The sequence below is a fragment of the Streptococcus sp. SN3 genome (genome assembly GCF_030439905.1).
In genome coordinates this window covers 16,114-40,191 of sequence record NZ_JAQFJF010000001.1, presented here as the reverse complement: position 1 = coordinate 40,191, position 24,078 = coordinate 16,114, and the positions used below count along the sequence as shown (strand labels likewise).

21 protein-coding genes are annotated in these 24,078 nt (G+C 42.9%); 3 read left to right on the top strand and 18 right to left on the bottom strand.

Translation table 11 applies throughout. The features are described 5' to 3' along the window. Positions 1-64 precede the first annotated feature (64 nt). The 7 genes from tpiA to pcrA form a co-directional block, all read right to left on the bottom strand. Positions 65-823, bottom strand: coding sequence for a triose-phosphate isomerase (tpiA, locus tag PCY71_RS00145; protein WP_002900651.1), 759 nt, complete (start codon positions 821-823; stop codon positions 65-67). A gap of 279 nt (positions 824-1,102) precedes the next feature. After that, on the bottom strand, positions 1,103-1,957 hold the full coding sequence (gene rfbD, locus PCY71_RS00140) for a dTDP-4-dehydrorhamnose reductase (RefSeq protein WP_002910090.1): 855 nt from the start codon (positions 1,955-1,957) through the stop codon (positions 1,103-1,105). Between the two features lie 260 nt (positions 1,958-2,217). Beyond that, entirely contained in the window at positions 2,218-3,702 is a 1,485-nt protein-coding gene (locus tag PCY71_RS00135) for a glucosyltransferase domain-containing protein (protein ID WP_048774452.1), read from the bottom strand. After that, a complete protein-coding gene (locus tag PCY71_RS00130; protein ID WP_002910092.1) occupies positions 3,699-4,625 on the bottom strand; it encodes a glycosyltransferase family 2 protein in 927 nt (308 codons plus the stop codon). Before PCY71_RS00130 ends, PCY71_RS00135 begins: the two co-directional genes overlap by 4 nt. A gap of 163 nt (positions 4,626-4,788) precedes the next feature. Then, the gene (locus tag PCY71_RS00125) at positions 4,789-6,069 is read right to left on the bottom strand and encodes an O-acetylhomoserine aminocarboxypropyltransferase/cysteine synthase family protein (protein ID WP_048774453.1); all 1,281 of its coding nucleotides are present in this window, start codon (positions 6,067-6,069) and stop codon (positions 4,789-4,791) included. 98 nt (positions 6,070-6,167) lie between these two features. Continuing rightward, positions 6,168-6,566 carry an NUDIX pyrophosphatase gene (locus tag PCY71_RS00120; RefSeq protein WP_002910096.1) on the bottom strand — a complete coding sequence of 133 codons (399 nt, stop codon included), beginning with the start codon at positions 6,564-6,566 and terminating at the stop codon, positions 6,168-6,170. Beyond that, positions 6,563-8,851 (bottom strand): DNA helicase PcrA, encoded by a 2,289-nt coding sequence (pcrA, locus tag PCY71_RS00115; RefSeq protein ID WP_048774454.1) that lies wholly within the window; start codon positions 8,849-8,851, stop codon positions 6,563-6,565. Before pcrA ends, PCY71_RS00120 begins: the two co-directional genes overlap by 4 nt. A 260-nt stretch (positions 8,852-9,111) precedes the next feature. On the opposite strand from pcrA, the gene PCY71_RS00110 reads away from it, so the two are divergent. Continuing rightward, positions 9,112-10,308, top strand: a complete 1,197-nt coding sequence (locus PCY71_RS00110; RefSeq protein ID WP_048774455.1) for a cation diffusion facilitator family transporter — start codon at positions 9,112-9,114, stop codon at positions 10,306-10,308. Between the two features lie 32 nt (positions 10,309-10,340). On the opposite strand, the gene PCY71_RS00105 is transcribed toward PCY71_RS00110, so the two are convergent. The 5 genes from PCY71_RS00105 to PCY71_RS00085 form a co-directional block, all read right to left on the bottom strand. Continuing rightward, complete coding sequence (locus PCY71_RS00105; RefSeq protein WP_002910104.1) at positions 10,341-11,078, bottom strand: hypothetical protein; 738 nt, start codon at positions 11,076-11,078, stop codon at positions 10,341-10,343. A 208-nt stretch (positions 11,079-11,286) separates the two neighbouring features. Then, positions 11,287-11,844, bottom strand: coding sequence for a signal peptidase I (gene lepB, locus PCY71_RS00100; protein WP_011836753.1), 558 nt, complete (start codon positions 11,842-11,844; stop codon positions 11,287-11,289). A 181-nt stretch (positions 11,845-12,025) separates the two neighbouring features. Then, positions 12,026-13,531, bottom strand: coding sequence for a pyruvate kinase (gene pyk, locus PCY71_RS00095; RefSeq protein WP_002897851.1), 1,506 nt, complete (start codon positions 13,529-13,531; stop codon positions 12,026-12,028). Positions 13,532-13,587: 56 nt separating this feature from the next. Continuing rightward, positions 13,588-14,598, bottom strand: a complete 1,011-nt coding sequence (gene pfkA / locus PCY71_RS00090; protein ID WP_002895919.1) for a 6-phosphofructokinase — start codon at positions 14,596-14,598, stop codon at positions 13,588-13,590. Between the two features lie 84 nt (positions 14,599-14,682). Then, positions 14,683-17,793, bottom strand: coding sequence for a DNA polymerase III subunit alpha (locus tag PCY71_RS00085; protein WP_032913713.1), 3,111 nt, complete (start codon positions 17,791-17,793; stop codon positions 14,683-14,685). Between the two features lie 180 nt (positions 17,794-17,973). Here PCY71_RS00085 and PCY71_RS00080 point away from each other — a divergent pair, with 180 nt between their 5' ends. Next, entirely contained in the window at positions 17,974-18,681 is a 708-nt protein-coding gene (locus tag PCY71_RS00080; RefSeq protein ID WP_002904198.1) for an ABC transporter ATP-binding protein, read from the top strand. Between the two features lie 14 nt (positions 18,682-18,695). After that, the gene (locus tag PCY71_RS00075) at positions 18,696-19,535 is read left to right on the top strand and encodes a hypothetical protein (RefSeq protein WP_002904197.1); all 840 of its coding nucleotides are present in this window, start codon (positions 18,696-18,698) and stop codon (positions 19,533-19,535) included. Positions 19,536-19,577: 42 nt separating this feature from the next. Here PCY71_RS00075 and PCY71_RS00070 read toward each other — a convergent pair whose 3' ends face one another. The 6 genes from PCY71_RS00070 to gtfA all read right to left on the bottom strand — a co-directional run bounded on the left by PCY71_RS00070 (position 19,578) and on the right by gtfA (position 24,074). Continuing rightward, a complete protein-coding gene (locus PCY71_RS00070; protein WP_023916063.1) occupies positions 19,578-20,273 on the bottom strand; it encodes an LrgB family protein in 696 nt (231 codons plus the stop codon). Continuing rightward, entirely contained in the window at positions 20,266-20,646 is a 381-nt protein-coding gene (locus PCY71_RS00065; protein WP_023916062.1) for a CidA/LrgA family protein, read from the bottom strand. Before PCY71_RS00065 ends, PCY71_RS00070 begins: the two co-directional genes overlap by 8 nt. Positions 20,647-20,819: 173 nt before the next feature. Beyond that, the gene (locus PCY71_RS00060; protein WP_048774456.1) at positions 20,820-21,041 is read right to left on the bottom strand and encodes an accessory secretory protein Asp5; all 222 of its coding nucleotides are present in this window, start codon (positions 21,039-21,041) and stop codon (positions 20,820-20,822) included. Between the two features lies 1 nt (position 21,042). Then, positions 21,043-21,225 carry an accessory secretory system protein Asp4 gene (gene asp4 / locus PCY71_RS00055; RefSeq protein WP_023916061.1) on the bottom strand — a complete coding sequence of 61 codons (183 nt, stop codon included), beginning with the start codon at positions 21,223-21,225 and terminating at the stop codon, positions 21,043-21,045. Further along, positions 21,218-22,570, bottom strand: a complete 1,353-nt coding sequence (gene gtfB / locus PCY71_RS00050) for an accessory Sec system glycosylation chaperone GtfB (protein ID WP_048774457.1) — start codon at positions 22,568-22,570, stop codon at positions 21,218-21,220. Before gtfB ends, asp4 begins: the two co-directional genes overlap by 8 nt. Continuing rightward, complete coding sequence (gene gtfA, locus PCY71_RS00045; protein ID WP_048774458.1) at positions 22,554-24,074, bottom strand: accessory Sec system glycosyltransferase GtfA; 1,521 nt, start codon at positions 24,072-24,074, stop codon at positions 22,554-22,556. Before gtfA ends, gtfB begins: the two co-directional genes overlap by 17 nt. Positions 24,075-24,078 lie beyond the last annotated feature (4 nt).

Genomic DNA, 24,078 nt, shown 5'->3' with positions numbered 1-24,078 from the left:
CTTTTCTCTCCAACTTTTAAAAAACTTGTCACCTTTGGGAGGACAAGTCTTTTTTCAACATTTTTTATTTTACAAAATCAAGCAATGCCAAGAAGCTTTCAGCTTCAAGTGATGCACCACCAACAAGAGCACCGTCAACATCTGGACAAGCCATGTAAGACGCGACATTTTCAGGTTTTACAGAACCGCCGTACTGAACACGAACCTTGTCTGCTACTTCTTGACCAAAGTCAGCTGCGACAACATCACGAACTGCTTTACACATCTTTTGAGCGTCGTCTTGAGTTGCTGACTTACCAGTACCGATAGCCCAGATTGGCTCATAAGCGATAACCAATGATGCAACTTGCTCAGCTGTCAAGTCTTTCAAAGCAGCTGATACTTGAGCACCAACGAAATCTACAGCTTTACCAGCTTCGTAAGTTTCAAGCGACTCACCACAGCAGATGATTGGCACCAAACCATTACGGAAGATAGCGTGCGCTTTTTTATTGATGTCTTGGTCTGTTTCATGGAAATAATCGCGGCGTTCTGAGTGACCGATAACAATGTAGTCAACTCCAACTTCTGCAAGAACTTTAGGGCTGTTTTCACCAGTGAAAGCACCTGCATCTTCAAAGTAAGCATTTTGCGCTGCAACCTTAAGATTGCTTCCTTTAGCTGCTGCCAAAACAGTTGTCAAATCAAGTGCTGGAGCAGCGATACCAGCTTCTACTAAATCTGAAGAAGGTAGCTTAGCAGCAACCGCTTCTACAAAAGCCTTTGCTTCTTCAGGATTTTTGTTCATTTTCCAGTTACCAGCAATAAATGGTTTACGTGACATATTCACACACCTCTTCTATTTTATTTATAGTAACATTGTAACATAGTTGAATGAAATAATAAAGGTTATCCACAGAATTTCATCAAATTGAAACATCTTTATTTTAAGGGGATAACATCTGTGGAAAATTCTTCTCATTATCATTTCCCACCCGCATCTTCAAGCCAAATCTTTCTCCAGCAGAGCACGCGCATGAAAATCGTTTCTTTAGTCTGCTAGAAAAAAAACAGAACCTAGTTTGAAACTAAGTTCTGTCGCTATTATTAACGTCAAAGAAAATCACTGTTTCTTCTCTTGCTTGTAAAACTCTTTTAAGGCATCCTGCCAAGTCGGAATGATAAAGCCTGTAGCCTTGGCCTTGGTCAGGCTCATAGTTGAGTTGAAAGGCCGCTTAGCCTTGGCCGGGAATTTGCTGGAATCAACCGGCTGGACTTCCACATCTGTATCTTTGAGAATTTCCACTGCAAAGTCATACCATGTCGTGTCCTCAGCCGCATCATTAGACAGATGGTAGTAACCAAATTCCTTTTGGTTTTCAGTCAGATGAGTCATAAATTCAGCCAGAGTACGAGTCCATGTCGGACGGCCATGCTGGTCATTGACTACAGTCAGAGTTTTGTGCGTCTTAGCAAGATTTTGCATGGTAAAGACAAAGTTTTTACCGTAGTTACCAAAGACCCAAGCAGTACGGATAATATAGAAACGGCTGGAATATTTCTCAACTAGCTCCTCGCCCATGCGCTTGGTACGGCCATACTCAGTCTGTGGGTCTGGTCGGTCATCTACTTCCCACTCCTCTCCGACAGGCTTTTGTCCATCAAAGACATAGTCTGTTGAGATGTAGACCAAGGTCGCTCCGTGTGCTTCTGCAGCTTTTGCCACATTTTCTGTCCCAGTCACATTGATGGCATAGTCTAGCTCTTTTCCTTCGTCCTCAGCAGCATCAACTGCGGTATAGGCTGCGCAGTGATAGACCAAGCTTGGCTTGACTTCCGCAAAGACCTTGTCCACCATTTGGGCATTGGTAATGTCCATTTCCGCCACATCAACAGCCACATACTCCTCATTGCGCTCATCCAAAAGATAGCGAAGCTCTGTACCCAGCTGTCCATTCGCACCTGTAATTAAAATCATTTGTCTTTCCTTTCACATCATAAACATTTAATGAGTTTATTATAACAAAAAAAGCAGAAAAAATCTGCTTGGTCGAATCATACCTCTAATCATTTTTAGGAAAAAAATCTCATACTTTTTACACTCCATATATAAATGATGCAACATTATGCAAGTGATAATCAGAAAACTTAGCATCATTTCAAATTGACAGTATAAACTTTAACAATGCATAATCATATTAAAATGAATCTTTTCTTTATTTCTCTCTTAGGAAGATTCTACTTCATGATAACAAATAATTCATTTTTTTCAAGATAAATATTATATAACTTTGTTTCTTCAAGTAATGTGTAATTTTCACTACTAAAATCTATATTAGCAATATCGATTAATTTGAAATCGACGTTTAAGTTCGTTATGCTATTAAATCTCAATGTCATATCCCAAGAAACATTTGTATTTGGCATAATCAAACTTTTTAACATTGGATAAACAGAAGCTGTATTGCTAAATACTGGCGAATCAGAAAGAAAGCGATTCACATTAATAACTGTTTTTTCGGGTGTAATGTACTTGTTTAGAGAGGAAGCTAGCAATATGCTCTGTGCTTTGAACATTTCATTTTGTTGTTTTAAACTGCTCACATAAGTAAAAGAGAAAGATAAGAAATAAAAAACTAATAATCCCGAGACGAAGGACTTCCCTCTACGTAGAATTTTACTCTTTTCAACGCACTCTAAGCTAACAATTAAGATTATCGCTAAAAAAATTCCGAAACCATATTCATATCTTGGTCTCATAAGATAATAAGGATTAGACAAAATCAAATAGGTTCCATAGCTAAACACACTTCCTAAACTTAGCCAAATCAACATGTAAACAAAGTTTAAAAGGAATTTAGTTCTGTATAAGCGAATCACACTGATAGTTAAGAGAAATATAGCAATTATCGTTAATAAAACCCAGATAGTTGAACTTTGAAAAAATATATTGTTCAAATATCCTGCAGCATTCACCCCGATTATTTTAATCATCTCTAATCCCTTTGGAATATCAGCTTGATCAGCAAAAATAGGTGGCTTTATAAAAATTTGTATACGATATAAAAGCAAACCGATTACATATGACAACATTGAGATGAAAATTTTAGGAATTTTTTCTTTAAAACAACTTCCTTGCAATAATTCTAAAAATACTAGCGTCATGGTTACAATAATGTACACTCCTGAAGAAGCTTGGTATGAATTGCACATTAAGAATATACCAACAACTGACATAACTCCAAATATTTTTTTATTATCCCAGAAAATAAATGGAATGATGGAAACTAATATACTTAAAGTCATAAAAGGATTGTCAAATCTAAAACTTAATGGCTCTAAAAACCACGGATTAATCCCTATAATAGTTGAAACAGATGCTGTTATAAAAGAAATTTTCTTATTGGGATATAAGACAAACAATAAAATTAAGCTCGCTAAAGTTAAAAAACAAGCTGACAGAATATTTGAAGTCAAGCCTAGTTCTGTCAGATGATCCCCACCTTGTATTAAACGAGCGGAATACTCACTTAAATATCTTGAATAATGTTCAGAGAATTTTGAATAGCCTTGTAATTGTCTTCCAATATCATCAATATAGGGATACTCAGCTAAACCGATATTAATATTGACTACTGAATAAATAATAAAAATAACTAGGGCAGACGATTTATTTAAAAGAAGATAGTTTTTAAAATCAGAAAAACGTTTCTGGAAAATCATTTACTCTTCTCCTTAATCACATAAATCGGCCGATGCTTGGTTTCCATAAAGATTTTGCCAATGTATTTACCCAGTATGCCGATGGTCAGCAGCTGGAAGCCGCCGATAAGGAGAATGACAGTCATAAGGGACGGCCAACCCGATGTCGGGTCACCAAAAACCAAGGTGCGAATAATAATCACTGCCATCAGGATGAAGGCTAAAATCCAAGAGAGGATACCTCCTAAAAAGGCGATGTTGAGCGGCGCATCAGAGAAATTGACAATGCCTTCCAAAGAATAGTTGAAAAGAGACCAGAAATTCCAAGAGGTCTTGCCAGCCACTCGTTCGACATTTTTGTATTCCAAATACTCGGTATTGAAGCCAACCCAGGCAAAAATTCCCTTGGAGAAGCGATTGTACTCTGAAACTTCCAGAATAGCTTCTACCATCTGGCGGCGCATCAGTCGAAAGTCACGCGCACCATCCACCATCTCTACCTGACTAATCTTGTTTATCAACTTGTAAAACAAATTGGCAAAAAAGCTTCGGATAGGCGGCTCTCCCTCTCGGGTAGTACGACGGGTCCCCACACAGTCCAGCTCAGGATTCGAGTCCAGCATAGCCTTCATCTCAACCAGGAGCTCTGGCGGATCCTGCAAATCCACATCCATGACCGTCACAAAATCCCCACTCGCCTCTTGCAAACCAGCATATAGAGCTGCTTCTTTTCCGAAATTGCGAGAAAAGGACAGATAGTGTACATCTGGACAGCGACTGCTGAGCTCACGTAAAACAGGCAAAGTCTGATCCGTCGATCCGTCATTGACAAAAATATATTCAAACTGGTCACGGATTTTATATTTGACCGCTTCCATAGCTTCATGAAACAAAGGAATAGATTCTTCTTCATTGAAACACGGAACAATCACCGAAATTGTCATTTTAATCTCCTACTATTTTATATATTTCATCCTATTATAACAAAAAACTAGGCGAAATGCACTGCACCCCAAAAGTTAGACACAAAAAAAATCTAGCTTTTGGGGTGCAGCTTATTTGCAACCTAGTTTTAATCTTATTTGCTCAGTCTAGAGGTCTTGAAAACTAGATAGATTCCAAAGCTAGTTTGAGATCCTCTATCAAGTCATCCACATTTTCCAAGCCGATAGAGAGACGAATTTGATTTGGTGTAATGCCTGCTGCTAGCTGAGCCTCTGGCGACATCTGACCATGAGTCGTTGTAGCTGGATGGACAACCAGGGACTTAGCATCTGCTACATTGGCCAAGTCAGAGAAAATCTCTAGGCTGTCAATAACCTTACGAGCTTCTTTCTCTCCGCCTTTGACATTAAAGGTGAAGATAGAGCCTATGCCTTTAGGGAAATATTTTTCTGCCAAAGCATGATAAGGACTGTCAGCAAGTTTGGGATAATTGACCTGCTCGACCTTAGGATGCCCTGCTAGGAAATCAACAATCTTCTCGGCATTGGACACATGTCGCTCTACACGCAAAGAGAGAGTTTCCAATCCTTGCAGGAAGAGAAAGGCATTGAAGGGAGACATGGCTGCGCCCGTATCGCGCAAGAGCTGGGTCCGGACAGCAGTAACAAAGGCTGCTGCTCCGACATCTCGCGTATAACTGATATCATGATAGCTTGGATCTGGATCCACAAACTGCGGAAACTTGCCAGAAGCTTCCCAGTCAAAACGACCGCTGTCCACAATCACACCTCCGATGCTGGTTCCGTGACCACCGATAAACTTAGTCGCAGAATGTACCGCGATGTCCACTCCATGAGAAAAGACAGTGATCAGATAAGGCGTGGCAAAGGTATTGTCAGAAATCAGCGGAATCTTGTGAGCATGAACCAGCTCTGCCAAAGCATCAAAGTCAGGAATATTTATCAAAGGATTGCCCAAACTTTCAATCAGAACCAACTTTGTATTGTCCTGAATAGCTTCTTCTACTTCAGCTAGATTTTCAATATCCACAAAAGTCGTGGTAATGCCATAGCGAGGCAGGGTTTCCTTGAGCAGATTAAAGGTGCCACCGTAGATGGTAGAGGCTGCTACTACATGGTCGCCAGCATGGGCCAAAGCTAGAATGGTGTAGGTAACAGCTGCCATACCAGAAGCTGTCGCTAGAGCTCCAACTCCACCTTCCAAAGCCGCAATCCGCTCCTCAAAAGCAGACAGGGTCGGATTGGTAATCCGAGTGTAGATATTTCCCGGTTTGCGCAGGGCAAAGAGATCTTCTCCCTCTTGAGTATCGTCAAACACATAGGAAGTTGTCTGGTAAATAGGCAGAGCGCGCGACTTTGTTGTCGGGTCCACTGTTTGTCCGGCATGAAGTTGCAGGGTTTCAAATTTAAATTCACGTGTCATAAGGTCACCTCACTATAGTTATGTGATAAGTCTACCACTAAACGCCCCGCTTGACTAATAGAATTTCCTTATCAAAAGAAATAAAGAGAAGCTATATCTTATAGCTTCTCAGATATCATCTCAAAAGTCGCTTGATTGCTGGGCCAGTACAACTGCGACGAAACTTTGTCTAAAGCTACCCACTGAGCTCCTACATGCTCATCAGAAATCTGGATTTCTTTCTGTTCAGTCAGAACTAGAAAGAGATTTTTGTGGATGGACAGATTTTCATCAATCTTTACCGTAAAATCTCCAAGACTAGTCAAATTTGGACAAGCTAAGAGCAAGCCGGTCTCTTCCTTTATTTCACGAAGACAAGCCTCTTCTGGGCTCTCGCCACTCTCAATCCCACCAGTAATGGGCTGCCAAAAGGAAACTTTCTCATTCTCCACTTTCAAGAGCAAGATTTCCCTATCCTCTGGATGATAGATCCAGGCTTCAATTGACTGCCTCATCATGATTTTTTCTCAATCGGTGCTATGCTGGCCAGCACTTTCTTCAGACCGACTTCTGGGAAATTAATCTTGAGCTCTTGGCTGTTGCCGCTGCCAGAGACTGCTAGAACTGTCCCATCGCCCCATTTCTTATGGTGGGCAATATCTCCGATAGCCCAAGCAACTTCTGGCTTAGATGGCTGGCTCTGACTGCTCTTTCCAAAAGGCAGACTGCCTGTAGAAATCGAACTTGGTGCCGCCTGACGCTTCCGCTCTTGTAGAGCCTGTGCTAGACTCATGCCTTGACCGAATTGACTGGTATCACTATTGGTATAACTGACCTTAAAGGAGCTATTTGCCGGTCGAGCCAGGCCTTGATAGTCTAGCAAGTCTGAGCTGATTTCTCTCAAGAAACGAGTAGGTTGATTATAGTTGGTTTTACCATAAAGCATACGGGAATTAGCGTTGGTTAGATAGAGAATCTTCTCTGCTCGGGTGATACCGACATAGGCCAGGCGCCGCTCCTCTTCCAACTCATCTTCATCTTCAGATGCCCGGCTAAGAGGAAAGACATTTTCCTCCATTCCAACCAGAAAGACGACCGGAAATTCCAATCCCTTGGCTGCGTGGAGGGTCATTAGAGTCACTTCGGAACTCTCCGTATCTCCGTCATCTGTGTCTGCGATCAAGGCTAAGTCATTGAGAAAACGGCTGAGCTTATCAAGACCAGACTCATCACTAGGATTGTCTGGACTTTCGTCAAAATTCTTGGTTACAGACAGGAATTCTTCGATGTTTTCAATCCTTGCTTGGCTTTCCAAGGTTGCCTGGGCAGCCAAGGCTGCAGCATAGCCTGTCTTTTCTAAAACGGCTTCTACCAGCTCCGTCACTGTAAAGTCGTCCAAGCGCTCCCGCAAATCCAGAAGCATATTAGCAAAATCATAGACTGCCTGAGCCGCCTTACCCTTGACTGGCGAAAGCAGGATATTGGCTGACGCATCCAGTAAAGAGATTTCCTGACTGGACGCAAAATTCCGAATTTTCTCCACCGTTCCTGGTCCTACACCACGCTTGGGCTCATTGACCACGCGCTCATAGCTGATATTATCGCTAGGATTGGCGATGAGATTGAGATAAGAAATAACATCGCGTATTTCTTTACGGCTGTAGAACTTAGTTCCACCGACCATGGTATAGGGAATATTGGATTTGAGCAGGGCTTCCTCCACCGTCCGTGACTGGGCATTGGTTCGGTAAAGAACTGCAAAATCCTTATGACTGTATCCTTCTCGGCTCAGCTGATCAATAGTTCGGGCGACAAAAAGAGCCTCATCCTGCTCGTCATTAGCCCGATAGTAGACAATTTCCTCACCGTCTTCGTTTTGAGTCCAGAGATTTTTAGGACGGCGGTTGCGGTTGTTTCGGATGACTTCATTAGCCGCCTGAAGAATGGTCTTGGTTGAGCGATAATTTTCCTCTAGCAGGACTACCTTAGCTTCTGGATAATCCTTTTCAAAGTCTAGGATATTCTGCATATCAGCTCCCCGCCAGCCATAGATAGACTGGTCAGCATCTCCGACCACGCAGATATTCTTAAAGCGGGAAGCCAAGAGCTTGACCAGCTGGTACTGGGCATGGTTGGTATCCTGATACTCGTCCACATGGATATACTGGTAGCGTTGCTGGTAGTAGGTCAGGACGTCAGGATTTTGATCAAAAAGGCGCAGGGTCAGCATAATCAAATCGTCAAAGTCCATGGCCTCAGACTGGCGCAATTCCTTTTGATAGGCCGTGTAGCACTTGGCCACAATCTCTGTGTACATATCACCAGCTAGATTTGCATAGGCCACCTCGTCAATCAGGTCGTTCTTGGCATTGGAAATGGTCCCCAGAATGGCGCGCTCATTCCACTTTTTAGGGTCCAGATTGAGATTTTTGAGAATCCGTTTCATCAGGGTTCGCTGTTCGCCTGGATCAACGATCGTAAAGTTGCGGTTGTAGCCAATATGGTCTGCTTCTCGCCGCAAAATGCGCACACACATGGAGTGGAAGGTAGCGATTAAGCAATCTTGGGCCTCCGTTTTAAGTTTTTCAGCCCTTTCTCTCATCTCCCGCGCCGCCTTATTAGTAAAGGTAATAGCAAGGATATTCCAAGGATTGACCATCTTTTCATCAATCAAATAGGCGATGCGGTGGGTCAGGACACGGGTCTTACCAGAACCAGCTCCCGCCATAATCAGCAAAGGCCCTTCTGTTGTTTGAACCGCCTCAGCCTGACGGTCATTCATACCGTTTAATAAAGGATGCATTTTTCTTCCTCTTTCAAAGTCAATGCTACTATTATAACAAAAATCCTGATGAAGCTAAACCAGAAAGAAGAGGAATTTCTGATTTTAGATTAGATTTTCGGCAAAGTCATCTAAGGCACCCTAAGCCCAATGCAAATTGAAAATCAGGCCTATTTTTGCTATAATATGCCCATATGAGACTTAGAGTAATTGTCCAGAGATGACATTTTTTCGCAAGTCTCTTTTCCATTCTGCTGCCCCACTCAGAAAGAAAGGCTGTCATGAAAAATCCTAGTAACAATCTGAAACTAGCGGAGAGAGGAGCCATCCTGTCCATCGCTACCTATCTGATTCTCTCCGCGGTCAAGATTATCGCAGGCTCGACCCTCCAGTCCTCCAGTCTAACGGCCGATGGCTTCAACAATGTCTCTGATATCGTGGCTAATATCGCCGTTTTAATTGGCCTGCGTATGGCCAGAAAACCAGCCGACCGTGACCATCGCTTCGGCCACTGGAAGATAGAAGATCTGGCCAGTCTCATCACATCTTTTATCATGTTTTTCGTTGGATTTGATGTCCTGATTGAGACCATTCAGAAAATCATCTCCAATCAAGAAACCAAGCTTGACCCTGTTGGTGCCGTGGTCGGGATTATCTCGTCAATCATTATGTTGGGTGTTTATTTTTACAATAAAACGCTAGCTAAAAAAGCTCACTCCAAGGCTCTGGATGCCGCAGCCAAGGATAACCTATCAGACGCTGTCACTTCTATCGGCACTTCAGTTGCTATCATTGCCAGCGCCTTTAACTTTCCAATAGTTGATAAGCTGGCAGCCATTGTCATTACCTTCTTCATTCTCAAGACGGCCTATGATATCTTTATGGAATCTTCCTTCAGCCTGTCCGACGGATTTGATGAAAGTCTGCTCCAAGACTATAAGCAAGCTATCCTGGAAATTCCTAAAATCACTCAGGTCAAGTCACAGCGCGGCCGGACCTATGGCAGCAATATCTATCTAGATATTATCTTGGAAATGAATCCTGATTTGTCTGTTTTTGAAAGCCATGAGATTGCGGACCAAGTTGAGGATATGCTTATGGAGCGCTTCGGGGTCTTTGACATTGACATTCATATCGAGCCCGCTCCCATTCCTGAAGATGAATCGTTGGACAATCTTTACCCAAACCTGCTCATGCGTGAGCAGCTCGTGGAGCAAGGCAGCCAACTGGATACGCTTCTATCCGCTGAATTTCTCTATATTTCCCAAGATGGCCGACAGCTAAACAAGGCTGAATTTCAGGCAGAAAGAGCCTCAAAAACACCTATCAAAAACTTTGAACTGCTCTCTGTCAGCCAGAAAACCAAGCTCATCCGCTATGAAATGGACGGTGTTATCCATACCAGCCTCTGGCGCCGCCACGAAGTATGGCAAAATATCTTTCACCAAGAGACACGAAAAAACCAGTCTGATGATTAAGTCAGTCTGGCTTTTTCTTTGCAAAATATCATTCATTTCCCTGTATAATAGATAACAGCAATACTATCTAGACTTTGCAAATTTGTTGGATTCTCTTTAGTTTTCAGGCCGTCTTTTTCAGGATTGTCAGACAAATGATAGTTGTCATAGCTATCATCTAGGTAGGTATAAATCTTTATATTATCATTAACAAGTAACGTAGCTTCTCTTTCCTGTCCAAAAGGCTTTCTTGAAATCTTTGTAAATTCAATTTTTTCAACATTTTCATAGTGATTCAGTAAAAATAAAGCCATACCCTCTTCCTGGTTGCGTACCTTTACTTTTTCCTCAGTCGTCAGCCAAGCATTTTCTCCAGAGTAAATAACATCCGTCTCACCCGTATCTTTAAAATTTGTGACCTTTTCTTTCTTTTTCAGACGAAAAGTCAATTCTGTCAAATTAGTGTGAGAGCTATCATTTATATTATAGTTTTCATCTTTTGAGTCCAAAGAAACATGTGGGATATAACTAGTGTCATTTACTATGAGACTAACGGAATCCTCTTTCCATAAATTTCCCTTGGAAAATTCATCAAATTCAATTTTTTGAACATCTTCATAATGATTAATGATATAAAGTGCAAGCTTTTGCTCTTTCTTATGAAGCTCCGTCATTTCTGTATCTGACATCCATATTTTTTCACCATCTCTATTTACTATACTGCTACATGCTGTCAAAAAACTTAGAGCCAGTATAGCAAAAAATAATAATTTTTTCTTTCTTGACTTCAAGAGCAGTCTCCTTTAACAGTCTTTTGATATTAGTATACCACATCAGGACAAGTATATTCTCATAATTTTATATTGAAAGAAAGCATTTACTATTTATCCGCCAAATTATAAATAGCTATTAGTATCTTTATGTTTACTTGTAACTTTAAAGTTGAATTTCAAAGAAAAAAACCAAGGCTTACCCTGCCTTGGTAAAATAGACTTTAATTTACTTATTCTTAATAAAACCAAATTCATTAAGCGGTGAAAGTCGGAACTCCACCACTCCCTTGATTTGACTGGCTTTGATGAGTCCAAATTCTCGGCTGTCCTTCGTATTTTCCCGTCGATCATTAAGAATCAAATAAGAATCTTTAGTAATTTTATCAGACTTTGAGCCCTTCAAATCCATAACAGAGAAATCATGAGTATAGTAACCCGAACTTCCTGCTGAAGCTAGATATTTCTCGCGCATTTTCTCAATGTATTCTTCCGACATGACCTGACCGTTCAGGTAAAGAAGATCATCCATATAGGTTACTTGATCCTTTTCCTGGGCAATGACCCGGCCGACATAGTCTTTGCCGTCCACTTCATAGAGGACAAAATCCCCACGCTTGATGTCTTGCTTTCTCGTCGCCAAGACCAAGTCATTCTTTGCCAAATAAGCATTGCTGTCTTGCTCAGTCACCCGATAAGGCGTATAAATAAAAACTCTCAGCCCTATAATAATAGCTGCCAGTACTGAAAAAATAATAATATTTCTTAATAAATCTCTCTTTAACATTCGTCTCCCCCATCTCTTTTATACCATTATATCATTTTTAGACAAAATAGACAAAGGTACAATTTTATTTCAAAAATCAATTCTCAAACTTGTTCTTCTCTCAAGTAAGATAAGTGGTATCGCATAGACAAGAAAAAAACCGATGATTTTCCAATCAACGGTTCTTTTTTGTTGTCTTAGATTAACGTACTGTACGGATGCGCATTGTGTTGGTACGAACTGCTTCACCAAGTGGCACACCAGCAACAATAACGATATCATCGCCAGATTCAACCAAGCCTTGCTCAACTGCAATCTTTTCAGCGATTTCAAACATATCATCTGTGTTAGATGGAGTTTCAGTAGTCACTGGAATAACACCCCAGTTCAGCATAAGACCACGTTGAGTCAATTCGTCAAAAGTGATAGCCAAGATATCAGCGTTTGGACGGTACTTAGAAATCAAGCGAGCTGTGTGACCTGTCTTAGTAAGGGTAACTACCAACTTGATATCCATTGAGTTTGTAGCATCTTTAACTGCTGAAGCCATAACTTCAGTCTTAGAGTTGCGCTCAAAGTTATCAGTTGTCAAACGGCCATATTCGTTAAGAAGGGTTTGAGCGTTCTTATCGATAGTCGCCATTGTTGTTACTGACTCAAGTGGGTATTTACCATTTGCAGACTCACCTGAAAGCATAGTTGCGTCAGTTCCATCGATAACAGCGTTAAATACGTCTGATACTTCTGAACGAGTTGCACGTGGTTTTTCTGTCATGGTTTCAAGCATGTTAGTTGCTGTGATAACCACTTTACCAGCTGCATTTACCTTAGTGATGATCATTTTTTGGTAAACTGGAACCATTTCGAATGGTACTTCGATACCCATGTCACCACGGGCAATCATGATACCGTCAGCAGCTTCAATGATTTCGTCCAAGTTATCGATACCTTGTTGGTTTTCGATTTTCGCGAACAGTTGAACGTGTCCATTACCAGTTTCTTCACAGATTGCACGAACTTCGTTGACGTCTTTTGCAGTACGTACAAATGAAATCGCGATGAAGTTGATTCCTTGCTCAAGACCAAAGCGGATATCGTCATTGTCACGCTCAGCAAGTGCTGGGAAAGGAATCTTAGTGTTAGGGATGTTCACACCTTTTTGCTTAGCAATGATACCGTCATTTTCAACTTCTACTTCAAATTCACGAGTAGCATCGTCTTTTGCGACAACACGAAGACCAAGTTTACCATCGTCAACCAATACTTGACGGCCAACTTCAACATCATCATAGATGTCCAATCCACCAGCAACGTTTAAAGCAATTACTTCACGAGTAGATTTGATACCTTGCTTAGTAGCAACACGGATTTTTTCACCAGTTTTGTATGAATACTCTTTTGCATCGCCTTCGAACAATTCTGTACGAATTTCTGGTCCTTTTGTATCAAGAAGGAAACCAACTTTTTGACCGGCAATTTCTTCTGCACGCTTAACAGTTGCCATGCGCTCTCCTTGCTCAGCATGGTCACCGTGTGAGAAGTTGAAACGGAATGTGTTTGCGCCAGCTTCAATCAGCTTAGCAATGTTTTGAGCTGATGCTTCAACATCCAGCTTTTCTCCCCAATATCCGTCATCACCGAATTTTTTTCCACCGCGGATTTCTACCGCAGGACCTAATGTTGCAACGATTTTTACACGTTTATTCATGATTGTATGAAACTCCTTCTTCTATTTGGCCTCTTGGCCTGAATAACAAATAATAATTAAATATTGATGCTGCGGTTCAAATCAGCCAAGTCCAGATCAGCCTTGTGCGGATTATTGACAACAATCTTGCCTTCAGCAGTCAAGCTAAAGAGTGCTCCTTCTTCAGCAGTTCCCAAAATTGGGCTTTCAACCATCTGCTCATTGCGGATTCCAACAGCAACTCCGCCGATACCTTCTTTAAGCAGTTTAACAGCATGTGCTCCCATACGAGATGCAAGAACACGGTCACGCGCAGTCGGTGAGCCTCCACGCTGGATATGTCCGAGCTCTGTGACACGCAAATCGCTCATATCTCCAGCTTCTTTCAGCTTTTCAGCAAATTCATCCGCTGACATGACACCCTCAGCCAAGACGATGATGTTGTGCTTCTTACCCTTGGCATAGCCATTCTTAATGCTTTCAACAACTTCTTCGATCTTGAAACCTTCTTCAGGAACGATGATTTCGTCCGCACCAGATGCAATACCTGCCCAAAGAGCAATATCACCAGCATTACGTCCCATTACTTCGATAACGAAAGTACGACGGTGACTGGATGAGGTATCCCGAATCTTGTCAATCGCATCCATGGCTGTAGTAACAGCAGTATCAAAACCGATAGTGAAGTCTGTTCCGACGATATCATTATCAATGGTTCCTGGAACACCGACAGCTGGGAAGCCGTGCTCTGTCAAGCGCATCGCACCATGGTAAGATCCATCTCCACCGATAACAACGACACCTTCGATTCCATGTTTTTTAAGTTGCTCAATCCCTTTCAGCTGCCCTTCAACTTGGGCAAACTCAGGGTAACGAGCAGAGTGAAGGAAAGTTCCACCGCGAGAAATAATGTCACCAACTGATGTCGCATCAAGTGGGTAAATCTCGCCAGCTACCATTCCAGCGTAACCATCATAAATACCGTAAACTTCCATTCCTTCGGAAATTGCTTTACGAACAACCGCACGGATGGCAGCATTCATACCAGGGGCATCACCACCACTAGTCAAAACAGCAATACGTTTCATTTCGCTTTTTGCTCCTTTTTCTTTTTAACATTCTTATAGATTATACCACAATCATCATGAAAATTCTCTTATTTTCCATATTTTTTAACGAAAAATCGTTTTCATAGTATAATTCTTTAATTCCTCTTGCAGCTGCTCCGATTTCTCCACTCGAAAATGCGGTGCATACATGGTTCGCTTCTCATCTTCATAACGCAGGACAACCGGAATATTACCGGGGTATTTCTGCAAAATCTGAGATATTTCCCGATCATGTTCATGGCCCGCAAGCTTTATCCAGAAGCGTTCTGTAGTGGTTTCTTCGATATCTGACAAGACCAACTGTAAGCGTCCATCCCGTTCCTGCACCTTGCCGGTCAAGTAGTAAATCCCCTTCTCCTTAATACGTTCGGCCAACTGACGATAGGTATCAGGAAAAAGGGTAACATCCAGTTTTTTCTTCGTATCTGAAACCTGCAAGAAAGCCATATTCTCGCCCTTTTTGGTCCGGATAGTCTTAATAGACTGGACTTCAGCCAGAATCCTAGCTCTGCTATTTTCCGTCAAATCACTAATCCAGCTAAAGGGCTGGTCCGCTTCTTTGGCCAGTTTAACCAAGGGGTGATCGCTAAGCCCCACACCGATAATGCTCTGTTCCAGCTCAAACTTTTCAGCATCACTGAAATCCTGAGCCTCTGTCCAAGAATAGGTCGTATCAGCAAAGAGGCTGCCCAGCTCATCTGCAAATACAAATAGATTAGGCAGGTTGGCTAGAATTTTTTGGCGATTTTTCTCAAAACTGTCAAAGAGCCCCAGCTGGATCAGAGGAGTCAGTAGCGGAATCTTATGGTAATTCTGAGGCAGGCGCAGAATAAAGTCTTCCACTCCAGTAAAGGTAGCATTTTGTCGCTCTTCGATAATCCAGTAAGCCAAATCCCTAGGCAGGCCTTTGATATTTTTCAGACCCAAAAAAATCTTTTTATCCTGAAACTTATCATGGTAGGGAATATTATTGATGCTGAGGGGTGCTGTTTCAAAGTCAAAACTCAGGGCATCGGTGATATAGTCACTGCTTGAATAATTGAGCATGACATCAAAGAAAACATCTGGATAGTGAGCCTTGAAGTAAGCCAACTGAAAGGCCAGAGCTGAGTAGGCATAGGCGTGGCTGCGGTTAAAGCCATAGCCAGCAAACTTCTCCATAATAGCAAAGACTTCCTTGGCTTTGGTTTCCGAGTGACCTAGCTTGAGAGCACCTGCAACAAAATCCTCTTGCATGCGGTGCATTTCAGCAGCACTTTTCTTACCCATTGCCCTTCGTAAAATATCGGCTTTCCCCAGACTAAAGCCACCAAAACGCTGGGCTACCTGCATAACCTGCTCTTGGTAGAGCATGATACCGTAAGTCGGAGCTAGAATATCAGCCAAACTGTCATCAATCAGCTCCACCTGCTCCAGTCCATGCTTTCTCTTTACAAAATTGTCAATATAATCGCTAGCTCCAGGACGATTGAGAGAAGTTGTGGCCACTACTTCCTCAAAGCAAACTGGCTGAACCCGCTTGAGCAGACTGATAGCGCCCGGCTGCTCAAACTGGAAAATCCCCTTTGTCTGGCCCGCCGCAAAGAGTTTAAGAGTGTCTGCATCCTCCAAGTCAATCTCTGCAATTTCAATATCTACCTCATACTTTTTCAGGGTTGCTTCTTTCATCCGCTGGACAAAGGTCAGATTGCGCAAGCCCAGAAAGTCCATCTTGAGCAGACCGTTACTCTCCACACCGTGGGCATCATATTGGGTGATATACATGTCCTCACCGTATTTGAGCGGTATCTGGTCTGTCAGGTCATTGTCACTCATCACAACGCCGGCTGCATGGATAGAAGTCTGACGGGGATGACCTTCAATTTTTTTAGCAATATCAAAGGCCTTTTGATATTCTAGCTTACTGTTGATAATCTGACGAAAGCCCATATTTTTCTCATAAGCAGAGGTCAGACTATCCCCGAAGCGGATTTTCTTGGTGATATTGGTCAGCTCATACTCTGGCAGACCGAAGCGCTTGAAAACATCGCGAATGGCCTGCTTGGCTCCAAAGGTCGAATAGGTCACAATTTGAGCCGCATGCATACTGCCATAGCGGTCACGAACATAGCGGATAAACTCTGGCCGGTAAACATCAGGAATATCGATATCAATATCGGGCATGGTATAGCGCTCTAGATTGAGAAAGCGCTCAAAGAGCAGGTTATTCTTGACTGGGTCAATCCCAGTAATCTCCAAAGCATAGGCCACCAGACTACCGACAGCAGATCCTCGGCCCATGCCCATATAGTAGCCCTGACTGCGACCAAAGCGCAGCAAATCCCAGACAATGAGAAAATAATCATCAAAGCCCATCTGATGAATGACAGCCAGCTCCTGGTCCAGCCGTTCCTGATAAAGTTTACCTGTTAAACCGCGTTTTTTTAAGCCCGCTTCTGATCGCTCCTGCAGCTCTTCCACGGCAGGACGTTCCCGATTAAAGCGGGGCAGTTTCAGCTCCCTATTGATATCATAGTGAACATCACGGACTAGCTTCTCAAGATTAGCCAGACTCTCTGGGAAAGTTTCCTTAAAAGCTCCTGCCAGAGCATCTGGTGCCAGCAAAAACTCATGATTGGGAAGGCTGCCAATCTCCCGCAGGCTGGCATTTTCTCGAATAGCCCGGAGCATCTGCAAGGTTTCCAAATCCCCCGTGTCAAAATATCGGACGGTATGCAGGGGCAGGGTTGGCCGACCGAACTCCTGCTTAGGCGTTGCTGGAAAGACACCAACATAAAAATCCAACCCCAAATCCAGATCTGCTACTCCATCAAAAGCAGGAACAATCACAGCAAATCCCTTAAAGAGATGCTGGAAATCCTCCCAGTTTTTTTGTCCCATCATCTTGAGAGTCGAGACTTTCATCAGATTGCGATAGCCCTGACTGTCTAAGGCCAGCAGACGGAGATGAAGCTCCTGCTCTGCCTTGATCAGACTCAGATCCAAGCCTAAAAGCGGCTGCAGTCCCGCAGATTCGGCTTCCTCTAAGAAATGATAGGCTCCATAGAGATTGTCCACATCCATCATGCCCAGATGACTGTATCCTAACTCCTTAGCTTTTTGCACATATTTCTTTATCGGGATCAAGCTATCCATAAAACTGTAAACAGTCTTGGTATCAAGTTGTATCACCACATTTTTCTCCTTGAACATGCTTTGCTTCTTCTTATAACTATTATACCGCAATTCACTGAATGAGGGAAATAGGAGTTTGACTGAACAGAAAGATTCCATTCACCCTTTCCGGCTTTCTTTGCCATTTTCCTAAGGAAAAGGTATAATAATTGTAAATTGAAGAAAATAAAGGAGACATGTATGAATCAGTATCCTCTGGTCTATCTTGACCATGTCCATAAAAATTATGGCGACGCACCCGCCCTGTATGATGTGAGCTTAAACATCCAACCTGGCAGAATTATCGGACTTCTAGGTCCTAATGGAAGCGGCAAGACAACTATTATCAAGCTTATCAATGGTCTCTTGCAGCCTACCTCTGGTCATATCTATCTAAAAGGAGTTAAACCTTCTCCTGATACCAAAAGAATCGTTTCCTATCTGCCAGATACGACTTATCTAAGCGACAGCTCTAAAGTAATCGAAGCTGTAAAATATTTCCAAGATTTTTATGATAATTTTGACATCGCGAAAGCCATGCAGCTTCTAAAGGATCTTCATATCGATCCTCAAGCGCGCATCGGAAGCCTTTCAAAAGGAAACAAGGAAAAAATGCAGCTCATTCTGGTCATGAGCCGCCATGCGGAACTGTATATCCTAGACGAGCCTATCGGTGGTGTTGATCCGGCTGCTCGCGACTATATCCTGCAGACCATCATTCAAAACCGCACACCTCAGTCTTCTGTCATCATTTCCACCCACTTGATTGCAGATATCGAGCCAATCTTGGATGAAGTAATCCTGATTAACCAAGGTCAGATTCTTCTGCATGAAAATACTAATCAGCTTCGTCAACAGTATAATCAATCCATTGATAATCTCTTCCGCAGCCAGTTTCGCTTTTATTAGGAGGACTTCACTATATGTTTGGAAAATTATTTAAATACGATTTTAAGTCTAATTACAAATGGTACTGTATCACTTTTGCAATCTTCTTAAGTCTCTCGATTGTCATGGGGATATTTGCCGGCAGTGTTCTGAAACCTGAACAGCTGAATTTTCTGAGTGATTATCCATCGTCTACTTTAGGATTTCTAGTTTTTTTCTACTTGCTCTTCTTACTGATATTTTCAGCAGCCTGCGCTGTCTTTCTGTCTAATACTATCATTATTATCCGGCGTTTTTATAAAAATGTATTTGGACGTGAAGGCTATCTGACTTGGACTCTTCCGGTCACACCACATCAGATTCTCCTATCCAAGCTCCTCTCAGCAATTTTATGGAGTCTCTTGTGTACACTAACCATGTTTGTTGGCAGTCTCCTAATTTTTGGAATCGCCCTACCTATCGCGGGTCATTCCTTAGGAGAACTGTTTAGTTACCTTAGTTACATACCAGATATCTGGATCTGGCTTATCAAATATGGATTCCTTAATCTTTTACAAATTATCTCTGGCATTCTCTTCTTTTATTTGGTCATATCTATTGGGCAGCTCTTTAAGAAAAATCGGATTATGATGGCTGTACTCTTTGGATTTTTGATTTGGACTGTTTTGACGGTCTTATCCATATTCCTGCCTACTCCATATTCCGCAACAAACTTCCTAAATCTGTATGATTATAGTTATGATAACTTCTATACAAATCTTAGCCAGGTACTGGATTTTTCACTGGTTATCCGAATCGTCTTTGAACTGGTCAAAATTTTCGGTTTCTATTTTACAATCCATACCATCGTAAAAAACAAACTAAATCTGCAATAAGCAAAACAAGGTTGAAACAAAACGTTTCAACCTTGTTTATTTTTACTTCAGAATAATGGCTGCCACGATGGGGCTGACCAGAACGTACATGAGGCCGGTCACGCCAATCGCAAGTCCTGCCATAGCTCCTGCGACCTGACCGTATTTAAAGGCGGTCCCCGTTCCTACCGCATGGCCTGTTCCCCCTAAAGCTAGACCAATAGCTACCGGGTCTGTGATTTTTAAGAGCTTAAGAAGCGTTGGTCCTAAGACACTGGTCAGAATGCCCGTCGCAACCACCACCACTAAGGTCACTGTAGCAAGACCTTGCAGCTTGTCTGTGATACCGACAGCCATGGCCGTTGTGACAGATTTCGGAAAAAGAGAAACAGCCAGAAAGAAATCCATGCCGAAAAACTTAGCCAGCAGAGCCGTAAAGCTGGTATTGACTACAACCGCCGCAAAGGTCCCAATCAAAATACTGCGCGCATGGTGCTTCATCAAATGAAAAGTCTTGTAAAGCGGAATCCCCAAAGCAACCGTAGATGGCACAATTAGGTTGTTTAAATAGGAGCCGCCGACATAGTAATCCTTGTAGGAAATACCGGTTAATTTTAAAAATGCAATAACCAAAACTGCTGCAATCAGCAAAGGAGTTGTCATGGGATGAGGAAATCTTCGAAAAATCAATAGGCCGAACAGATAGGCCAAGATAGACAAGGCAAGGCCAAAGAGAGGGTTGCTCCATAAATCAGACATTGCTGGCGTCTCCTTCCTCATAATCTCCTTCAAAACGAGTCTTAATCAGCTGCACCACAACTGCAATCACACAGACATTGAGCACAATCGCTCCTAAAACAATCAAAATAATCGGCAGCAGATAAGGTGCAATGACCTGAAATTTATCCATGATACCAACTGCTGGAGGCAGAAAAAGAATGGTCATATTCGCCAAGAGAAAATTGCCAACCATACTGATATGGCGTAAGCGCAAGATCTTGAACTGCAGAGCTAAAAACAGCAAAACCAGACCTATGATACTGCCTGGAACAGGTAGGTGGAAAACACTTGAAATTCCTTCTCCAACGAGGGAAATCATAAAAATAATCATCAACTGAACGTATAATTTCATACCAAACCTCCATCACTTGTATATCCAGTTTACTCCTTTTCAGAAAAATATCAAGGTGCTTTCAGAAATTAAAGCCTTTACACCCAAAATTTGCTTATAAAAATTCCCTCTATTGTCTGCAATAGAGGGTCTTTCTTATTTAGCAGTCGTCTGAGTAACTTCCTAAACAGATGCTAGATAGATTGAATCATAAAGAAAATCATGAGCACAATCAAGGCAAGGCTTGCCAAAAGAACTAGGATTTTCTTTGCGAGGTGGGTTTCCCAGTAGCCTGACTTGCCGATTGATGTATTGGTGTCTCTGTAAAATTGCTGGTTTTCTCTGGGAAGAAGACTAACCAGCAAAATCAAGACAAGGGCTGCTACAATGGTAAGTGTAATCAATATTGTTTGCATTTTATTTCCTCAAGGCTCCAATCAATGTAAAAATCAAGCCAATCAAGATCATCAAGCCCAAGGCGATGACAAAGGCCTTGTTGATATTTTCTCCCAAGCTGGCCTTTTCTTTCTTGGGCTGGCCATGCTTGAGCTCATCCAACCGCCCCTCAATATCCTTATGAAATAAATCTTTTTTAGGCATGCTGACCTCCTAATAAAGTTTGGAGAGTCTCCTGATAAAGACTGACGGGTACATCATTGGCATGTCGGCCTTGAGCTTGCAAGGCTGACCGCATCTGCTCAACACCAGATAAGGCTTCTTCCAAAGTTGATGCCAGTTGAGCTGGCTGGCTGCTGTCGAAAATATGCTGTTGGGCAATGTAGTGCCTATCATGCAGGGTCTGCTCAAAGCCTAGAATCAAGAGATTGTTCTCAAAAGCCTTGCGCACTGCCTGCAGGACCTGACCGCCGTGATTGATGTCCAGATAAATGTCTGATTCCAAGTAGAGCTGCTCGATCTGCTTGAGACTGGCATTTTGATAAAGGACGACATTCTTATAGGACAGCATAGACAAGAGCTTAGGCGACATTTCCGTAAGTGCTGCAATGCGAAAGACTAGCTGCGGCAAGGCCTGAACCAAGGTCTCTAAGCCTTCAATCTGATCCGAATGGGTCAGAATCAAGGCATCTTTTCGTAGGTAGTTGTCCCGCTTGAAGTCATAATGATAGCCCAGATGCAGGAACTTCTGCTGCTGGTCAGTCGCTGCCAGACTCTTGGCCTTTTCATAAGTTGCTAAATCTGGAATGACAATGGTCTGCGTCCGCAGCTGGCTATTTTCCAGAATCAGCTGCATATTGCCCGGAAGCTCATCATACAGAGGTTCCTGCCAAAAGAGAATATCCTGCCCAGCTCGACCTGTCAAGCTGTGGGAAACTAGGAAAGAATAAGCCAGCGAATTAAAGAGAATGTGATCCAAGTCAAAGTCTAGCCGCTCTAAAAAGAAATGGATAAAATCTACTCGACTTTTGAACATCCGCATCGGCTCTTGGTCCAGAGTCAGGATGATGTCACCAGTGGCATGATTTTCCACGATGCGCTCCTGACCGTCTGTGCTATAGTAGGTTGTGTTGAAAGCTTCCTGGCCTGATTTATAGGCTGTTTTGGCAAAGCAGCGACCTTGCTTATTATAGCGCTCACTCAGTCGTAGCTGGCCTTTTTTATCCAGCCAGTCCACCTGCTTGACCAAGCGGCCCTTGGCCTGACTTGCATAGTGAATCCGTGCTCTTTCTTCTCCCATGTCACTGACACGCGCCGCCTGGTGGTCGCCTGTGATTTCCCAGAAAGGTGGCACTGGTACTTGATTGAAAAAGAGCGGGTGGTCTACTCCCTCTTCATCCCCTAAAAAATAAGTATAGGGGGAAATCATATCGTCCGGGAGAAAGCCATTGGCCTCAATGACAATGGTCGGACAGTCATAGCCAGCTGCAAGGAGGGAATCATGCAGATCCTGGGTTTCCTGATTGTAATAATCAAAGAGCTGAATCATCTCTGACCTCCTTTAAAAGCTGGGACCAAGCCGCTTCAACCCGGCTGGTCAAATAATTCTCGGCCACTTGATAAGAGTGTTGGCTCATCTCCTGCTGGCGTCCTTGGCTAAAGAGAGCTACTATTTTCTCCACAAAAGCAGCAATAATTTGGTCCTCGACCTGATTGGAACTGACCGGTATCAGATAACCATTTTTACCATCATCGATAAAAGTCTGATTGCCATAACGGACATCAAAGCCGATGAGGGGCAGACCTGATCCAACTGCTTCCATGAGCGTTAGACCAAAGCCTTCACTGGTTGAAGCCGTCAGATAAAGCTCATAGCCTGCATAAATCTGGCTTAAATCTGCATGCCCTTTGAGTCGAATGTAGTCCTGAGCTCCTGCTTCCTCAATCCTACGGCGTAGCTTCTCCTCTTCGCCCCCCTTACCGTAAATATCAAGAGTCAGCTCAGGCAGCTGGGCATGAGCTTGGACAGTCGCTGCCACTAGCCAATCGATATGCTTTTCCGTAGCGAGACGCGAAGCCGTGATCATGGAGTAAGGCTTGCGAGGCTCTTTGGGATAAGTCAACTGGTCAAGACTCCCCACCGGTATGGTGACAATCTTGGGCTGCTTGTCCGAGTAATGCTGGAACTGCTTCTCTAGAATAGTTTTCTGAGCCTCTGTTGCCACGATGAAAAAGTCCACCTTGTCTGCATTGGTAAACTGGTAGTCATAGAAATTGTTCCAGAGAATGTAGTCATCGCTGCTGGCATTTTCACTAAAATGCTCCGCATGGACCACTACTCCCAGCTTAGCCTTCTGACTCTCCTCAAAGACAACCTGACCAATCCCAGTCTCCCTATCCAAGATGACCACATCATCTGCCTGCAGCTGCAAACACTGAAGAAAATAACGGACCAGCTCAGCCTTGGAATAGAAAATCCGATCTGGAAAGCGATAGAGCTCTTCCTGACCATCCTCTATCAGCATGTCATAGGCCACACTGCCGTCTTCGTGGTAAAAACGGCGCTGGTAGAGGGTTGCAGCGTCATTATGGGGTGCAAAGTACTCGCTAGCATAGCGGACATAGGAGAAATAATCCTTGCGAATCAATCTCCCCCGCGAGACATACTCCACATGCTCCACAAAGTCTTGGTCTTCCTGCCGCAGATAGCAAGTGATAAACTGATCATCTTGCGGATAGAAATAGCGGACAATCTTGCCCTCTCTCTCTGAGCGCTCCGGCTGACCAGCGACTTGAGCCAGCACCTGGTCCAGCGTCACCGTCGTTGGTGCAATCTTGATATCAGTAAAATAGTTATAAAGCCAGATAACTTCCTCATCCAGAAAACCAATATTTTCCGTCAGATGCTGGATATTATCCGCTAAAATCATATCCATAAAGATAAACTTAGCCGGCTGCTGGATCCTGCGCAGAAGCTGGGCCCGATAAGCTTGGGCGTATTCTACACCGCTGCTGGCCCAGCCAATGCCTAAGTTGATGTTATATACTGTCATATTC

Bases quoted from the DNA above. Each gene is read 5' to 3' on its own strand.
- tpiA (WP_002900651.1), bottom strand. From the start codon at position 823: ATGTCACGTAAACCATTTATTGCTGGTAACTGGAAAATGAACAAAAAT.
- rfbD (WP_002910090.1), bottom strand. From the start codon at position 1,957: ATGATTTTAATTACAGGTGCGAATGGACAGCTGGGTACAGAGCTTCGC.
- PCY71_RS00135 (WP_048774452.1), bottom strand. From the start codon at position 3,702: ATGATTTTCCAGAAACGTTTTTCTGATTTTAAAAACTATCTTCTTTTA.
- PCY71_RS00130 (WP_002910092.1), bottom strand. From the start codon at position 4,625: ATGACAATTTCGGTGATTGTTCCGTGTTTCAATGAAGAAGAATCTATT.
- PCY71_RS00125 (WP_048774453.1), bottom strand. From the start codon at position 6,069: ATGACACGTGAATTTAAATTTGAAACCCTGCAACTTCATGCCGGACAA.
- PCY71_RS00120 (WP_002910096.1), bottom strand. From the start codon at position 6,566: ATGATGAGGCAGTCAATTGAAGCCTGGATCTATCATCCAGAGGATAGG.
- pcrA (WP_048774454.1), bottom strand. From the start codon at position 8,851: ATGCATCCTTTATTAAACGGTATGAATGACCGTCAGGCTGAGGCGGTT.
- PCY71_RS00110 (WP_048774455.1), top strand. From the start codon at position 9,112: ATGAAAAATCCTAGTAACAATCTGAAACTAGCGGAGAGAGGAGCCATC.
- lepB (WP_011836753.1), bottom strand. From the start codon at position 11,844: ATGTTAAAGAGAGATTTATTAAGAAATATTATTATTTTTTCAGTACTG.
- pyk (WP_002897851.1), bottom strand. From the start codon at position 13,531: ATGAATAAACGTGTAAAAATCGTTGCAACATTAGGTCCTGCGGTAGAA.
- pfkA (WP_002895919.1), bottom strand. From the start codon at position 14,598: ATGAAACGTATTGCTGTTTTGACTAGTGGTGGTGATGCCCCTGGTATG.
- PCY71_RS00080 (WP_002904198.1), top strand. From the start codon at position 17,974: ATGAATCAGTATCCTCTGGTCTATCTTGACCATGTCCATAAAAATTAT.
- PCY71_RS00075 (WP_002904197.1), top strand. From the start codon at position 18,696: ATGTTTGGAAAATTATTTAAATACGATTTTAAGTCTAATTACAAATGG.
- PCY71_RS00070 (WP_023916063.1), bottom strand. From the start codon at position 20,273: ATGTCTGATTTATGGAGCAACCCTCTCTTTGGCCTTGCCTTGTCTATC.
- PCY71_RS00065 (WP_023916062.1), bottom strand. From the start codon at position 20,646: ATGAAATTATACGTTCAGTTGATGATTATTTTTATGATTTCCCTCGTT.
- PCY71_RS00060 (WP_048774456.1), bottom strand. From the start codon at position 21,041: ATGCAAACAATATTGATTACACTTACCATTGTAGCAGCCCTTGTCTTG.
- asp4 (WP_023916061.1), bottom strand. From the start codon at position 21,225: ATGCCTAAAAAAGATTTATTTCATAAGGATATTGAGGGGCGGTTGGAT.
- gtfB (WP_048774457.1), bottom strand. From the start codon at position 22,570: ATGATTCAGCTCTTTGATTATTACAATCAGGAAACCCAGGATCTGCAT.
- gtfA (WP_048774458.1), bottom strand. From the start codon at position 24,074: ATGACAGTATATAACATCAACTTAGGCATTGGCTGGGCCAGCAGCGGT.